Genomic DNA, 15454 nt, shown 5'->3' on the forward strand with positions numbered 1-15454 from the left:
CGCCGCACTCGCCGGCTGCGCCGTGCTGACGCCGCATGAGGGCGAATTCGCCCGCGTCTTCGGCCCAGTCGCCGGCGACCGGCCGGAAGCGGCCCGCCGGGCGGCAGCGGCGACCGGGGCGGTGGTCCTGCTGAAGGGGCCGGACACCGTGGTCGCGGCGCCGGACGGGCGGGTGGCGATCAACGACCACGCCCCGCCCTGGCTTGCCACCGGCGGGACGGGCGACGTGCTGGCCGGGGTGATCGCGACCCTGCTGGCCGGCGGGCTGGCACCCTTCGAGGCCGCCGCCGCCGCCGCCTGGCTGCACGGGGAGGCCGCCCTGCGCTGCGGCCCCGGGCTGCTGGCCGAGGATCTCGCCCCCCGCCTGCCCGAGGCCCTGCGGGCGGCCCGGGAGGGCGGGCGATCCGTGACGTATCCGGGGGCATGACCGCGCCTTTCCGGCGTGCCGCCGAGGCCCGGGAACGACCGGAGATGAGTCCTGGCGCGGACCGTTCCGGATTCGCCGGGAGGGCTTTCACGAGCCTGCCACCTCCGCGCGAACCACATCTTGTCGCGCACGCGATCGTGCCTACCAGATGATGTAGGCCTCAAAATTTGGAACGGTCTCGGTTAGAGTATTGAATTCACGCATTCTTTAACGCAAAATGAACGCGGTCGGATGAATTGGGGAAACCAATGAGCAGCCAACTCGTCGCCGCGCTCCACCACGAGGAGCGTGCCATCGTCGCTGAACTTCGCGCCTCGAAGCCGTTCCAGCGCCTGGAAGGCATCCGGCGGTTGCTTGAGATGTATGACACACAGCCATCGGTCATGGTGGGGCTCGAGATCTCGCCCGCGATGGAGCCCGAGCGCGCCGCCGCGCCGGTGATCCACATCGCGCCGGCCGCCGCTGCCGCCGCCGTGGCGTCGCCCTCGTCCGTGCCGCCGACCATCGCCCAGGCCATCGCGATGCCGGGACCGGTCGCGGTGATGGCAGAGGCCACCGTGGCAGAGTCCGCGCACGCCGCGCCGGTCGGCGCCGGCATGCCGGGTGAGTCCGCCAGCGTCGTCTCCAGCGTGCGGGCCGCGCTGCTCGGGATCGGCAAGGCCTGACCGCCGGTCGCGCGAGGGCCTCCGTCCTCCCGCGCCACCACGATCGGAGACCCTTCCGGGCGGCCCGCGACAGACGCGGCCGCCCGAAGTCTTTTCTGAGATATCATCTCCGAAACGCGGTGCTTCTCCCTGTTTCGGAACGCTTCCTGCCTCGGCCAAAGGCGCAGCCCTGGGGCCGAGGCGGCCCTCTGCCGCGCTGGCGTTTCACGGACTGTGTCTCTACATTACAGTCCGAGAGCGACGGAGAGGGGAGCCACGCATGTCCGAGGTCGCAATCCAGGCCGGGCTGCTCGACCGGGCCCTGCGCCGCGTCACCCTCCTCTGGAGGGACATGGCCGCCGCCGTTTCCGGCGGCGAGCAGGATGAGGGCCTCGCGACCCGCCTGCGCGCGTGCCTCGAGGCGCGAGGAGGCGAAGTTTCCGCCCGCAACCGCGCGGCCGGCCTCGCTGAGACCTATCGCACCCTGGATGAGGCCGGACGCACGGATTTCCTGCGCGCCGTCGCCGCCTTCGATTCAGACCCCGCGGCCGTCGCCCGCGCCATGGAAAAGGTGGCCGACGCGGCGGATGCCGCCGAGCGCGCCGTCGCCACCGCGCGCCTGCGTCGCGCCCTGGAGCCGCCGCGCATCCGGCTGCTGACCGCCTTCGCCGCCATCCCGGACGGGATGAAGTTCCTGGTGGACCTCCGCGCGGACCTGCTGGCGCGGCTGGACGGCGACAAGCTGCTGCAGGCGCTCGAGACCGACCTCAAGGGCCTGCTCGCCGCCTGGTTCGACGTCGGCTTCCTGGACCTGCGCCGGATCGACTGGCGTTCTCCGGCCTCGCTGCTCGAGAAGCTGGTGGAATACGAGGCGGTCCATCGCATCCGCACCTGGCGGGACCTCAAGAACCGGCTGGATTCCGACCGCCGCTGCTACGCCTTCTTCCATCCCCGCATGCCCGAGGAGCCGCTGATCTTCGTCGAGGTCGCGCTGGTCCGGGGCATGTCCGACAGCGTGCAGAACCTGCTGGACGAGAAGGCGCCGGTGCTCGACCCGCATCACACCGACACCGCGGTGTTCTATTCCATCAACAACTGCCAGCGCGGGCTGGACGGGATCTCCTTCGGCAACTTCCTCATCAAGCGGGTGGTCGGGCTGCTCTCCGACGAGTTCCGCAACCTCGAGGCCTTCTGCACCCTCTCGCCCGTCCCCGGCTTCCGCCGCTGGCTCGATGCCGCGCTGCTGGCGGACGAGGTGGCGCTGACCGAGGATGAGCGGAAGGCGCTCCTCGCCGTCGCACCGCCGCCGCTCGCGCTGGTCGGCCCGGAGGGTGTCGATCCGCCGCAGCCGGAGCGCTCCCCGGGCGTCTCCGCATTGCAGCGGCTGCTCGCGCGGCGCAGCTGGATGCGCGAGGCCGCCGTCGCGAAGGCGATGGAGCCGATCCTGACGCGGCTCTGCGCCCGCTACCTCGCGAAGGAGGAAGCGCCGGGCCGTGCGGGCCGCGCCCGCGATCCCGTCGCGCATTTCCACCTCTCCAACGGCGCGCGCATCGAAAGGCTGAACTGGCGCGCCGATACCAGCGAGAACGGGATGAAGCAGTCCGCGGCGCTGATGGTGAACTACCTCTACGATCCGAAGCGGATCGAGGAGAACCATGAGCTCTATGTCGGCGAGGGCCAGCGCGCCGTCTCCCCGGCGCTGAGGAAGCTCGCGCGCGCCTGAACGCGGAAGGGGGAAGGGGGCAGCGCCCGGCGGCACGACCCCTCCCGGCACGCGCCCCGTCGCGGGAGGGCGCGCGATGGCGTCCGTCGCCACGGTCGGGCCTTACCAAGTGCGCGGCAGCGGCCGGGATGCGGTGCGTTGCCGGCGCCGGATGCCGCGCCTGGGAACAAGTGCGCGGCGCCAGCCGGGATGCGGTCCTTCGGGCTGGCTGACAGGACGGTGCCGCCGACGTGCAGGCTGCCCGAAGGCCGCTGCTCCACCGCCACGAACAGGGAAGCCGGGCCAGCCGTCGGCGGGGCGACCGTGTGGCGCCCCGTGATCCGGCGCACGGTGGTCCGGCGGTCGAAGGAGCATCCTGGCGGACCAACGATCCAGAGGACGCCATGTCTACCGCCCTGTTCTTCTTCTTCGCCGCGCCGGCGCTGCTGCTGGCCCTGGCGACGCGCCGCCCCGCAAGGGTTGCCGCCCGCCCGCATGGCGGGGACCCGGTGGCGGACCCGCTCCGCCTGCGCTGACGCAGCGCTTCTTCCTGCGGGGACCGGTGCGCCACCGGCGACGGAGCCGCCGACGCGCGCACCCGCCGGTCTCGCGGCCTTCTCCCCGGCCGGCCGAAGCCCCATAGTCGTGCATGCAGGATCCCGGGGAGGCCGCGAATGACCGCGCAAGGCACGTCACGGCGGTTGGACACGCCGGATACCGCGCGCCGCATCGAGGTCCTGCACGCGCTGGAGCGCAAGCTGCTCTGGCTCAGCGCCTGGATGATCCATCACGCCAACCACATCCGGCCGAACCGTGACGGGCTGAAGGTCGGCGGGCACCAGGCCTCCTGCGCCTCGGCGGTATCGATCCTCGCCGCACTCTATTTCGGCATCCTGCGCCCGGCCGACCGCGTGGCGGTGAAGCCCCATGCCGGGCCGGTCTTCCATGCCATCAACTACCTTCTCGGGCGCCAGCAGCGCGACAGGCTCGAGACGCTGCGCCGCTTCGGCGGCATCCAGCCCTATCCGTCCCGCGTGAAGGACGGGGCGGAGGTGGATTTCTCCACCGGTTCCGTCGGGCTGGGGGTGGCGCTCGCCTCCTTCGGTGCGCTGGTGCAGGACTATGTCCACCTGCACAACCTGGCGCCGGAAGGGCTGCCCGCCGGGCGGCATGTCGCCGTGGTGGGCGATGCCGAACTCGACGAGGGCAATATCTACGAGGCCCTGCTCGAAGGGTGGAAGCACGACATCCGCAATGTCTGGTGGGTGGTGGACTACAATCGCCAGTCGCTCGATTCCGTGGTGCCGGACCGGCTCTTCGGCCGCATCGAGGGGCTGTTCCGCGACATGGGCTGGAACGTCGTCACCCTGAAATACGGGCGGCGGCTGGAAGCGGCCTTTGCCCGGCCGGACGGCGAACACCTCCGCCGCTGGATCGATGACTGCCCGAACTCGCTCTATGCCGCGCTCACCTTCCAGGGCGGCGCCGCCTGGCGCCAGGCGCTGCTCGCCGAACTCGGGCGGATCGAGGGCGTCCGGGCCATCATCGACCCGCTCAGCGACGACGAGTTGGCGGCGCTGATGAACAACCTCGGCGGCCACGACATCGAGACGCTGATCGAGGCCTTCCGCACCCAGGACGCCGAGGGCGACCAGCCCACCTGCTTCATCGCCTACACCATCAAAGGCATGGGCCTGCCCTTCGCCGGCCACAAGGACAACCACGCCGGGCTGATGACGAAGGAGCAGATGGAGGGCTTCCGGGCGGCGATGGGCATCCGCCCCGGGCATGAATGGGACCCCTTCGAGGGCCTCGGCATCCCCGAGGCGGAGATCCGTGACTTCCTCGCCTCCGTCCCCTTCGCGCGGCCGCTGGCGCCGGGCGGGCGGAGCCTGCTCTCCCCGCCGATCCATGTGCCCGCGACCTTCGCCGCGCCGCGCGTGGGTGAGGGACGCAAGCTCGCCACCCAGGCCGCCTTCGGCGACATCCTCGCCGAGATCGGGCGCGGGCAGGGGGAATTCGCGGACCTCGCGAAGCGCATCGTCACCACCAGCCCGGACGTGACGGTGTCGACCAATCTCGGCCCCTGGGTGAACCGGCGCGGCATTTTCGACCGACACAAGAAGAACGACGTCTTCCGCGACGCGAAACTGGCCTCGGCGCAGCGCTGGGGCATGTCGCCGGAGGGGCAGCATGTCGAACTCGGCATCGCCGAGCAGAACCTGTTCCTGCTGCTCGCCGGTCTGGGGCTGGCGGACCGGCTCTACGGCGCGCGGCTGCTGCCGATCGGCACCGTGTACGATCCCTTCGTGAACCGCGGCCTCGATGCGCTGATCTACGCCTGCTATCAGGATGCGAGATTTCTTCTGGTTTCAACGCCTTCCGGGCTGACGCTCGCACCGGAAGGCGGGCAGCACCAGTCGGTCAACACGCCGCTGATCGGCATGGCCGCGGATCGGCTCGCCTCCTTCGAGCCGGCCCATGCGGACGAACTCGCCATCCTGCTGCGCCACGCCTTCGACCACATGCAGAAGCCGGACGGTTCGGCGGTGTGGCTGCGCCTGTCCACGCGCGGGCTGGAGCAGCCGCAGCGCGCGCTGGATCCGGAGGCGGTGATCGCCGGCGGGCACTGGGTGGTGCCGCCGGGGCAGGGGGCGCGCATCGCCATCGCCTACCAGGGCGCGGTGGCGCCGGAAGCCATGACCGCCTTCGAGGAACTGCGAGCGGAGGAACCCACCGCCGGCCTTCTCGCCATCACCAGCCCCGACCGGCTGCATGCGGAATGGCTCGCCGCGCGGCGCGCGGTGCGGGGCGGGGCGCGCGAGGTCTCGCATGTCGAGCGCCTGCTGGCACCGCTGGCGAGCGGGGCCGCGCTGGTCACCGTGCTGGATGGCCACCCGGCCGCCCATGCCTGGATGGGGGCGGTGCGCGGGCAGCGGGTGGTGCCGCTCGGCGTGGACCACTTCGGCCAGGCCGGGGATCTTCCCGACCTCTACCGGGAATACGGGCTGGATGCGGACGCGATCCTCGATGCCTGCGCGGAGGCGTTGCTCGGCCGCTGACGCGCGCCGGGCGCGAGCGCCTATCGCTCCTCCGGCGGCTTCATCCGCCCGAAGGCACGCAGCAGGGCAAGGTCGTAGGCGATCTTCAGCGCGCCGCAGAGGATGAACGGCGCCGTCGGATAGCCCATCGCGATGACCGCCCCCGCGATCGCGGGACCGGCCGCGGCCGCGAGGCTGCGCGGCACCGCCGTGACGCTGGCCGCGGCGGTGCGCTCGGCCGGCGTGACCACGGCCATGACGTAGGAGGTCCGCGTCGGCACATCCATCTGCGACAGGGCCGCGCGCAGCAGCAGCAGCCCCAGTGCCCACGACACATCCGGGGCGAAGGTCGCGGCGATCAGGCAGAGGCTCGACGGAATATGCGTGAACACCATCGTGTTCACGAGCCCGACCCGGCCCGCCAGCCAGGCCGCGACGGGGAAGGAGAAGGCCGACAGCACCCCGGACCAGAAGAAAAACAGCCCCGCCTCGGTGAGTGACAGGTCGAACCGCTCGAACAGCCAGAGCGCCAGCAGCGATTGCACCGCAAGCCCGCCGGCGAAGGAATCCACGCTGAACAGCGCCGCCAGGCGCAACACGATCCCGCGCGACGGGCCGAGCGGCGCATGCCCATTGCCGGGCGCGCCCGGCGGCTGGAGCGGCATCGCCCGATAGGCGGCCCAGCAGGCGAGGCCGAGCAGCGCATAGACGATGAACGGCGATCGCAGCGCGGAGGTTTCGGACAGGCCGAGAACACCCAGCGCCTCCGGCACGCCCGCGGCGAGCGCCCCCGAAGCGGCTGCCAGCGCACCCACCAGGCTGTAGCGCGCGAAGACGGCGGTGCGTTCCGCATCGGGCGTGGCATGCGTCAGCGCCGATTGCTCGAGCGGCACGAAGACGCTCACGCTGCCCGCCGAGGGGTTGATCGTGCCGACCAGGGCCAGGGCCAGGATCGCCGCGAGCCCGCCGGCCATGGCGAAGCCCAGCCCGGTCACCACCATCAGCAGGGCGGCGAGCAGGAGCAGCGTGCGAGGATCGGCCCGCGCACCCGCCACGCCGACACCGAGGGTCATGAGCGCGGAACCAAGCAGCGCCGCCGTCGCCACCACGCCCACTTCCGCCGCCCCGAAACCGAGCGCGAGCAGATAGGCCGGCAGCAGCACGGCAACCAGGCCGTCGCCGAAATCCCTGAGGCCGCGCGCGAGGAGGATGGACCGCAGATCCTGCCGACCCGTCGCGGCTGCGTGGGAAGGCGCCCGAATGTTCGTATCCGGGGGGCGGTCGGCAGGGCGGAAGAAGGGTGCGGAGCGGTTGGCGGTGAACCTCGGCATGGGCGTCCCCCGGCGGCGCATGGCGCCGGTGCGTGAACGCGATGCTCGGGCCGAAGCCTCACGGGGCGATCGCGGATGGCCCCTTGCCTGAAATGTTGGGGAGGCGTCACCATCAGTCAAGCGCAGCATCGCCCCGGGGTGTGACTTGGCGGTGACGCCGCGCACGCAAAGCGATCCGATGCAATCATGCCGCGATCTGCCCGGTGCTCCGCCTCGCGGAAGGGGAATGCGCGCGATCACCGCCCGCCTCCTGCCCGGCGTGGACGCCGGCGTGATTGCCGCGACCGTCGCCCGGTCCCGCATGCATGCGGGCGCCCGCGGCGGAAGCCACGGCTACCCGGCTTCGGGTCGGCCGGACCAACCGCGCCTGCGGCGTGGTGATGACGCGGATCGCGATCATCGGCTCCGGGCCCAGTCCAACCTGCCGACCGACGCGCCCCCCTGCGCGGACCGATCCGGGCGCTTTCCGGGGCGAACCCGACCGAGCCGCCTTGGAAACCCCGCCGTCATGCGCTAAACCCCGCCCCCTTGCCGCCGCGCGGCGCCTACGCGGGCGGGCGTGGTGGAACTGGTAGACACGCCGGATTTAGGTTCCGGTGGCGCAAGCCGTGGGGGTTCGAATCCCTTCGCCCGCACCAAGGCGCCGCCGGGTTTCTCTAGTCTTTTGGATGGATGGACGTCCTCGATGCAGGTCACCGAGCTCGCGAATGACGGGCTGAAGCGCGCCTACTCCGTCACCGTTTCCGCGGGCGACATCGCCTCCACGCGCGACAAGCGCCTCGCGGAGATTGCCAAGACCGTCTCCATGCCGGGCTTTCGTCCGGGCAAGGTGCCGCTCTCGGTGGTCAAGCAGCGCTACGGCTCCTCCGTGCTCGGCGAGGTGCTGGAGCAGTCCGTCACCGACGCCTCGCGCAAGGTGGTGGACGACCGCGGCCTGAAGCCCGCCCAGCAGCCGAAGATCGAGGTCACGAACTTCGCCGACGGCGCCGACCTCGAATTCCGCATGGACTTCGAGGTGCTGCCCGAAGTGCCGATGCCCGACTTCGCCGGCATCGAGCTCGAGCGCCTGAAGGCCGAGCCGACCGATGAAGCGATCGACAAGGCGCTCGCCTCCATCGCCGAGCGCAACGGCACGCTCGAGGACGCCGAGCCGCGCGCCGCCGGCAAGGGCGACGTGCTGGTCTGCGACTTCACCGGCCGCCTGCCGGCGGACCTGCTGAAGAACGGCCCCGGCCTCGGCGCCCGTCCGGGCAAGCCGGGCGAGATTCCGACCGGTTGGGACGTGGACCTCGCTGGCGGGCTCGAGCGCGAGATCGCCGCGATCGGCGCCGAGAAGGGCCTGCCCTATTTCGACCTGGCGGTGAAGGGCACGGCGAGCGAGGCCGGCGCCATCCGCATCTACGCCGCCCAGCCCAATGCGCTCTCGGCCAAGCCGGGCGCGGTGCTGACGCTGGCGATGTCGGTGCATCCGGTGGCCGGCGCGCTGCCGGAGGGTGCGAAGGCGTCGCTCGGCTTCAACGAGCGGTCGGAGAACGACTTCATCCGCGCCTCCCGCGCGCCGGCGACGCTGGCCGAAGCCGGCGACCGCGCGACCCTGACCATGACCGACGACGCCGCGCTCGCCCATGCGCGCCCGGTGTTCGAGATCCCGGTCGCGGCCGGCGCCGCGGTGGACGTGACGCTGCGCGTCGGCCCGGCCCGCGTCTTCGCCGGCGCCGAGGAGCCGGAGGCGCGTGCCTTCTCCGGCGGCGCGGCGAGCGACATGCCGATCGAGGTCGGCGGGATGGGCTTCATCCCCGGCTTCACGGAGCAGATGGAAGGCCTCGCCCCGGGCGAATCGCGCGACATCGACGTGGTGTTCCCGGGCGACTACGGCTCGGCCGAACTCGCGGGCAAGCACGCGCGCTTCACCATCGCGGCCAAGGCGCTCAAGACGCGCAAGGCCCGCGCGGTGGATGATGAGCTGGCCAAGGTCGTCGGCATGGAGGACCTCGGCGCGCTGAAGGAGGCGATCCGCGGCTCGCTCCAGCGCGAATACGATGCGCTGTCGCGCCTGCGCGTGAAGCGCGCGCTGCTCGACAAGCTCGCCGACCAGGCGTCCTTCGCCGTGCCCGATGGCATGGTGGAGGCCGAGTTCGGCCAGATCTGGCAGCGCGTGGAGGCCGACCTCAAGGCCGGCCGCCTCGACGAGGACGACCAGGGCAAGGACGAGACGACGCTGAAGGCGGAATACCGCGGCATCGCGGAGCGCCGCATCCGCCTCGGCCTGATGCTCTCGGAGATCGGCCGGACCAACAACGTCCAGGTCGGCGCCGAGGAGATGGCCCGCGCCGTCCGCCAGGAAGCCTCCCGCTATCCGGGCCAGGAGCAGCAGGTGCTGGAGTTCTTCCGCAAGAACCCGCAGGCCGCCGAAAGCCTGCGCGCGCCGATCTTCGAGGAGAAGGTCGTCGACTTCGTGCTCGAACTGGCGAAGGTGACCGAGCGCCAGGTCGCGCCGGACGAACTCGCCGCCGCCTGACGCGGGGGGCCGGCGGCATGGCCGCCGGCCGGGGCAGGGGACAGGATGGGCCGTCGGGGCTGTGGCTCCGGCGGCCCATTTCCTTTCCGCTCCTCCCGCCGCGGCACCGCCAGGCACGACTGCGCCTCGCGGGGGATGGGTCGCGTCGCGCGGTCCGCCGCCCCTCATTCATGCATGCCGCGCAGGACTTCTTCGCCTGCTCGGAAGAAGTTTGAAAAATAAGGAATATGACGCGTGCTGCGGCTTGCGCGGCGCGCGGCGCCTTGCCTAGATGCACGGGAGAGGAACGAGCGGCCATCCAGGCCGCCAGGAAAGGGGAGAGCTGCCAGGGTGTCCGACGCCATCCTCGAGACGGCGGGTCTGACGAAGGAGTTCCGGGGTTTCGTCGCGGTCAACGACGTGAACCTGAGCATCCGACGCGGCACGATTCACGGTCTGATCGGCCCCAACGGCGCCGGCAAGACGACCTGCTTCAATCTCCTCACCAAGTTCCTGCAGCCGACCCGCGGCACCATCCGCTACGACGGGCGCGACATCACCGGGATGAAGCCGGCCGAGGTCGCGCGGCTCGGCCTCGTGCGTTCCTTCCAGATCTCCGCGGTCTTCCCGCACCTGACGGTGCTCGAGAACGTTCGCGTGTCGCTGCAGCGCTCGCGCGGCGGGTCCTTCGATTTCTGGCGCCCCGATTCGATCCTGCGTTCCTACGATGCGCGGGCGCGCGAATTGCTCGAGGATGTCGGACTCTCGGCCTATGCGAACCTGACGGCCGGCGAACTGCCCTATGGCCGCAAGCGCGCGCTGGAGATCGCGACGACCCTCGCGCTCGACCCGGTGATGATGCTGCTGGACGAACCGACGGCGGGCATGACGCATGACGACGTCGGGCGAATCGTCTCGCTGATCCGGCGCGTCTCTGCCGGTCGCACGGTGCTGCTGGTGGAGCACAACCTGACGGTGGTCTCCGGGCTCTGCGACTTCATCACCGTCCTCGCCCGCGGTCGCGTGCTGGCGGAAGGCGACTACGCGACGGTGGCGCGCAACCCGGATGTCGTCACCGCCTATCTCGGCACCGAAGCCCCGACGGAGGCGGCCCATGGCTGATGTGCTCGCCGAACTGCCGATCGCGACACAGGATGGCAGTGCGCCGCTGATGCTCGTGCGCGGGCTCGAGGCCTGGTACGGTGAGAGCCATGTGCTGCACGGCGTGAACCTCGAAGTCCGCGAGGGCGAGGTCGTCACCCTGCTCGGCCGCAATGGCGCGGGCAAGACAACGACGCTGCGCTCGATCATGGGCGTGGTGCCGAAGCGCAGCGGCTCGGTGCACTATGCCGGGCGGGAGTTGATCGGGGCGCGCTCCGACATCATCGCCCGCGCCGGCATCGGCTACGTCCCGGAGGAGCGCGGCATCTTCGCCTCGCTCGACGTGACCGAGAACCTGATGCTGCCGCCGGTGGTCCGCCCTGGCGGACTGCCGCTCGACGAGATCTACGAGCTGTTCCCCAACCTGCGCGAGCGTGCGCGCAGCCAGGGCACCAAGCTTTCGGGCGGCGAGCAACAGATGCTCGCGATCGCGCGCATCCTGCGCACGGGTGCCAAGCTGCTGCTGCTGGACGAGCCCTCCGAGGGCCTCGCGCCCGTCATCGTGCAGCAGATCGGCCGCACCATCCGGAAACTGAAGGAGCGCGGCTTCACCGTGGTGCTGGTGGAGCAGAATTTCCGCTTCGCCCAGACGGTGGCCGACCGCCATTACGTGATGGAGCACGGCAAGGTGGTGGACACGGTCCGCAACGAGGACCTCACCGCCTCCCTTGAGCGGCTGCAGCAATACCTCGGCGTCTGACGCCGAGCGACGGGCCTCGGGCACCCGAACCGGGTCGGGCGCCGGGCCACCAGCAAGGAGAGTACCCATGACCGACCTGTCGCGCCGCACCCTCCTCGCCGCCGGAACGGCCGCCGCCGCCACCGGCGCGCTGCCGATCTCACGGGCGCGCGCGCAGGCCGCGAACACGATCAAGATCGGCGTCCTGAACGACCAATCGGGTCTCTATCGCGACCTCTCCGGGCCGGGCTCGACCGCCTGCGTGCGCCAGGCGGTGCAGGAACTCGGCGCGCTCGGCTTCAACGTCGAGGTGATCCAGGCCGACCACCAGAACCGCCCGGATGTCGGCTCCAACATCGCGCGGCAGTGGCTCGATCGCGACGGCGTCGATCTCATCATCGACGTGCCGACCTCCTCCGTCGCGCTCGCCGTTGCCGGCGTCGTGCGGGAGAAGAACAAGGCCTACATCAACAGCACCGGCGCCTCCTCCGACCTGACCGGGTCCCAGTGCAGCCCGAACACCGTGCACTGGACCTATGACACCTGGATGCTGGCGAACGGCACCGGCGGGGCAATGGTGCGCGCGGGCGGCGACACCTGGTTCTTCATCACCGCCGACTACGCCTTCGGCCATGCGCTCGAGCGCGACACGACGGGCTTCATCCGCGCCAATGGCGGTCGCGTGCTCGGCTCCGTGCGCACGCCCTTCCCGGGCACCACGGACTTCTCCTCCTTCCTCGTGCAGGCGCAGGCTTCCCGCGCGAAGGTGATCGGCCTCGCCAATGCCGGCGGCGACACCATCAACTGCATCAAGCAGGCGGCCGAGTTCGGCATCACGCGGCGCGGCGTGAAGCTGGCCGGGCTGCTGGTGTTCATCACCGATGTCCATTCGCTCGGCCTGCAGACGGCGCAGGGGCTGTCGCTGACGGAATCCTTCTACTGGGACCTCAATGACCGCACCCGCGCGCTGACCACGCGCGTGCGGCCGAACATGCCGGCCAACGCGCCGCCGACCATGGCGCAGGCCGGCTGCTATGCCGGCGCGCTGCACTACCTCAAGGCGGTGAAGGAGATGGGCGTCGCCGCGGCCAAGGCCGATGGCGCGGCGACCATCGCGCGCATGAAGGCGATGCCGACCAATGACGACGCCTTCGGCGAGGGCACGATCCGCCCCGACGGCCGCAAGATCCACCCCGTCTATCTTTTCGAGGTGAAGGCGCCGGGCGAGAGCCGCGGGCCGTGGGATTACTACAAGGTGGTCCAGACCGTGCCGGCCGACCAGGCCTTCCGCCCGCTGGCGGAAGGCGGCTGCGCCCTGGTCCGGGGCTGACCGCAGAGAACAGGGGGCGGAGCGGGGCAAACCCCGCCCGCCTCTCCTACGGGATAAAAGGGAGACAGGGATGACGTCATTGAACCGCCGCAGTCTGATTGCCGCCGCCGCCTTCGGTGCCGGCGCCGGGGCGCTGCCCATCCATCGGGCGCGCGCCCAGGCCGCCAACACGATCAGGATCGGCGTCCTGAACGACCAGTCGGGCCTCTATCGCGACGTGAACGGCCCGGGCTCGGTCGCCTGCGTGCGGCAGGCCATCGCCGATTTCGGCGCGGCGGCGAAGGGCATCAATGTCGAGGTGCTGGTGGCCGACCACCAGAACCGCCCCGATGTCGGCGTCAACATCTCCCGCCAGTGGATCGACCGCGATGGCGTGGACCTGATCATCGACGTGCCGACCTCCTCCGTCGCGCTCGCCGTCGCCGGCGTCGTGCGGGAGAAGAACAAGGCCTACATCAATTCGTCCGGCGCGACCTCGGACCTCACGGGCTCGGCCTGCTCGCCGAACACCGTGCACTGGACCTACGACACCTACATGCTGGCGAAGTCCACCGGCGGGGCGATGGTGCGCGCGGGCGGCGACACCTGGTTCTTCATCACCGCGGACTACGCCTTCGGCCATGCGCTGGAACGCGACACCTCCGCCTTCATCCGCGCCGCGGGCGGCCGCGTGCTGGGTTCGGTCCGCACGCCCTTCCCAGGCACGACGGACTTCTCCTCCTTCCTCGTGCAGGCGCAGGCCTCGCGCGCGAAGGTCGTCGGGCTTGCGAATGCGGGCGGCGACACGATCAACTCCATCAAGCAGGCGGCCGAGTTCGGGCTGACGCGGCGCGGGGTGAAGCTCGCGGCTCTGCTGATGTTCATCTCGGACGTCCATGCGCTCGGCCTGGCCACCGCGCAGGGCCTCGTCTGCACCGAGACCTTCTACTGGGATCTCAACGACCGGACCCGCGCCTTCACGCAGCGCGTGCTGCCCTCGATGCCGCAGGGGCTGCGCCCGGGCATGGCGCAGGCGGGGTGCTACTCGGGCGTGTTGCACTACCTCAAGGCCGTGGCCGATCTCGGCGTCGCGGCGGCGAAGGCGAGCGGCACGGACACGGTCGCGCGCATGAAGGCGATGCCGGCCGACGACGACGCCTTCGGCCCCGGCAGCATCCGCGCCGACGGGCGCAAGCTGCACCCGGCCTACCTGCTCGAGGTGAAGGCACCGGGCGAAAGCCGCGGGGCGTGGGACTACTACAAGCCGCTGCAGACCACCGCTGCGGATGAAGCTTTCCGCCCGCTCTCCGAAGGCGGGTGCGCGCTCGTCCGCAGTTGAAGCTCAATGCCTGCCGCGGCACGGGGAGGCAACATCCCCGGCCGCGGCGCCATAAGGCCGCAATGACAGGGAGGTTGAACCGATGATGCATCGCCGTACGTTGCTTGCCGCAGGCACCGCCGCTGCGGTCATGCCCGCGCCGCTGTCTCGCGCGCGGGCCCAGGCCAACACGATCAAGATCGGCGTGCTGAACGACCAGTCCGGCAACTACAGCTACATCGCCGGGCTCAACGGGGTCATCATGGCGCAGGTCGCCGCGCAGGAATTCGGCAACCGCGGCTTCAACGTCGAGATCCTCTCCGCCGACCACCAGAACAAGCCCGATGTCGGCGCCAATATTGCTCGGCAGTGGCTCGACCGCGACGGCGTGGACATGATCCTCGATGTGCCGACGTCCTCGATCGGCCTGGCCGTCAACGGCATCTGCCGCGAGAAGAACAAGGCCTACATCAACGTCGGCTCCGCGACCGCCGACCTGACCGGGTCGCAGTGCAGCCCGAACACCGCCCATTGGGTGTACGACACCTACATGCTGGCGAAGTCCACCGGTGGCGCGATGGTGCGCGCGGGCGGCGACAGCTGGTTCTTCATCACCGCCGACTATGCCTTCGGCCACGCGCTGGAACGCGACACCACGACGTTCGTGCGCGCAGCCGGCGGGCGCGTCATGGGGGGCGTGCGCTATCCCTTCCCGGCGACCACGGACTTCTCTTCCTTCATCGTCCAGGCCCAGGCCTCGCGCGCGAAGGTGATCGGCCTCGCGAATGCCGGGCAGGACACCACCAACTGCATCAAGCAGATCGCCGAATTCGGCCTGACCCGCCGCGGCACCAAGGTCGCCGCACTGCTCATGTTCATCGCCGACGTCCATGCCCTTGGCCTTGACGTGGCGCAGGGGCTCGTGATGACGGAGAGCTTCTACTGGGACATGAACGACCGCACGCGCACCTTCACCCAGCGTGTGCGCCCGCGCCTCAACAACGGCCAGGTGCCGAACATGGTCACCGCCGGGAACTACTCCGGCACGCTGCACTACCTGAAGGCGGTCGCGGACATGGGCGTGGCGGCGGCCAAGGCCTCGGGCGTGGACGTGATCAACCGGATGAAGGCGATGCCGACCGAGGACGACGCCTTCGGCACCGGCACCATCCGCCCGGACGGAAGGCGGATCATCCCTTCCTTCCTCTTCGAGGTGAAATCCCCGGCCGAATCCCGGGCCCCGTGGGATTACCTGAAGCTGCTGCAGACCACCCCCGCCGAGGAAGCCTTCCGGCCCCTCGCCGAAGGCGGCTGCTCCCTCGTGCGTTCCTGACAAGGACCTGAC

At 70.6% G+C, this 15454-nt stretch carries 11 protein-coding genes, 1 tRNA gene and 2 pseudogenes; 13 read left to right on the forward strand and 1 reads right to left on the reverse strand.

Annotated elements, in window-relative coordinates; translation table 11 throughout:
- The 5 genes from GXW76_RS11730 to GXW76_RS11745 all read left to right on the forward strand — a co-directional run.
- Window positions 1-427: ADP-dependent NAD(P)H-hydrate dehydratase (locus GXW76_RS11730; protein WP_211862210.1), on the forward strand; the 427-nt coding region annotated here is incomplete at its 5' end.
- Between the two features lie 248 nt (window positions 428-675).
- Entirely contained in the window at window positions 676-1092 is a 417-nt protein-coding gene (locus tag GXW76_RS11735) for a hypothetical protein (RefSeq protein WP_211862211.1), read from the forward strand.
- A gap of 259 nt (window positions 1093-1351) precedes the next feature.
- Entirely contained in the window at window positions 1352-2794 is a 1443-nt protein-coding gene (locus GXW76_RS11740) for a malonyl-CoA decarboxylase (protein WP_211862212.1), read from the forward strand.
- A 383-nt stretch (window positions 2795-3177) separates the two neighbouring features.
- Entirely contained in the window at window positions 3178-3309 is a 132-nt protein-coding gene (locus GXW76_RS25990) for a hypothetical protein (protein ID WP_272876057.1), read from the forward strand.
- A 138-nt stretch (window positions 3310-3447) separates the two neighbouring features.
- Window positions 3448-5835 (forward strand): 1-deoxy-D-xylulose-5-phosphate synthase N-terminal domain-containing protein, encoded by a 2388-nt coding sequence (locus tag GXW76_RS11745; RefSeq protein ID WP_211862213.1) that lies wholly within the window; start codon window positions 3448-3450, stop codon window positions 5833-5835.
- Between the two features lie 20 nt (window positions 5836-5855).
- Here GXW76_RS11745 and GXW76_RS11750 read toward each other — a convergent pair whose 3' ends face one another.
- Window positions 5856-7145, reverse strand: coding sequence for an MFS transporter (locus tag GXW76_RS11750; protein WP_211862214.1), 1290 nt, complete (start codon window positions 7143-7145; stop codon window positions 5856-5858).
- A 553-nt stretch (window positions 7146-7698) separates the two neighbouring features.
- Here GXW76_RS11750 and GXW76_RS11755 point away from each other — a divergent pair.
- From GXW76_RS11755 to GXW76_RS11790, 8 genes and pseudogenes are all read left to right on the forward strand, one after another.
- Window positions 7699-7783: transfer RNA gene (locus GXW76_RS11755), tRNA-Leu, on the forward strand.
- Between the two features lie 47 nt (window positions 7784-7830).
- A pseudogene (locus tag GXW76_RS11760) lies at window positions 7831-8247 on the forward strand (trigger factor); the annotation flags it as partial.
- A 633-nt stretch (window positions 8248-8880) separates the two neighbouring features.
- Window positions 8881-9663: pseudogene (gene tig, locus GXW76_RS11765) on the forward strand (trigger factor); the annotation flags it as partial.
- Between the two features lie 330 nt (window positions 9664-9993).
- The gene (locus tag GXW76_RS11770) at window positions 9994-10764 is read left to right on the forward strand and encodes an ABC transporter ATP-binding protein (protein WP_211862215.1); all 771 of its coding nucleotides are present in this window, start codon (window positions 9994-9996) and stop codon (window positions 10762-10764) included.
- Complete coding sequence (locus tag GXW76_RS11775) at window positions 10757-11503, forward strand: ABC transporter ATP-binding protein (protein WP_408904325.1); 747 nt, start codon at window positions 10757-10759, stop codon at window positions 11501-11503. Before GXW76_RS11770 ends, GXW76_RS11775 begins: the two co-directional genes overlap by 8 nt.
- A 67-nt stretch (window positions 11504-11570) precedes the next feature.
- Complete coding sequence (locus GXW76_RS11780; protein ID WP_211862216.1) at window positions 11571-12812, forward strand: ABC transporter substrate-binding protein; 1242 nt, start codon at window positions 11571-11573, stop codon at window positions 12810-12812.
- Window positions 12813-12882: 70 nt separating this feature from the next.
- A complete protein-coding gene (locus GXW76_RS11785; protein WP_211862217.1) occupies window positions 12883-14130 on the forward strand; it encodes an ABC transporter substrate-binding protein in 1248 nt (415 codons plus the stop codon).
- 82 nt (window positions 14131-14212) lie between these two features.
- A complete protein-coding gene (locus GXW76_RS11790; RefSeq protein WP_338150943.1) occupies window positions 14213-15442 on the forward strand; it encodes an ABC transporter substrate-binding protein in 1230 nt (409 codons plus the stop codon).
- Window positions 15443-15454: the final 12 nt, after the last annotated feature.

The sequence above is a fragment of the Neoroseomonas soli genome (assembly GCF_018129065.1).
GTDB classification, from domain to species: Bacteria; Pseudomonadota; Alphaproteobacteria; order Acetobacterales; family Acetobacteraceae; genus Neoroseomonas; species Neoroseomonas soli.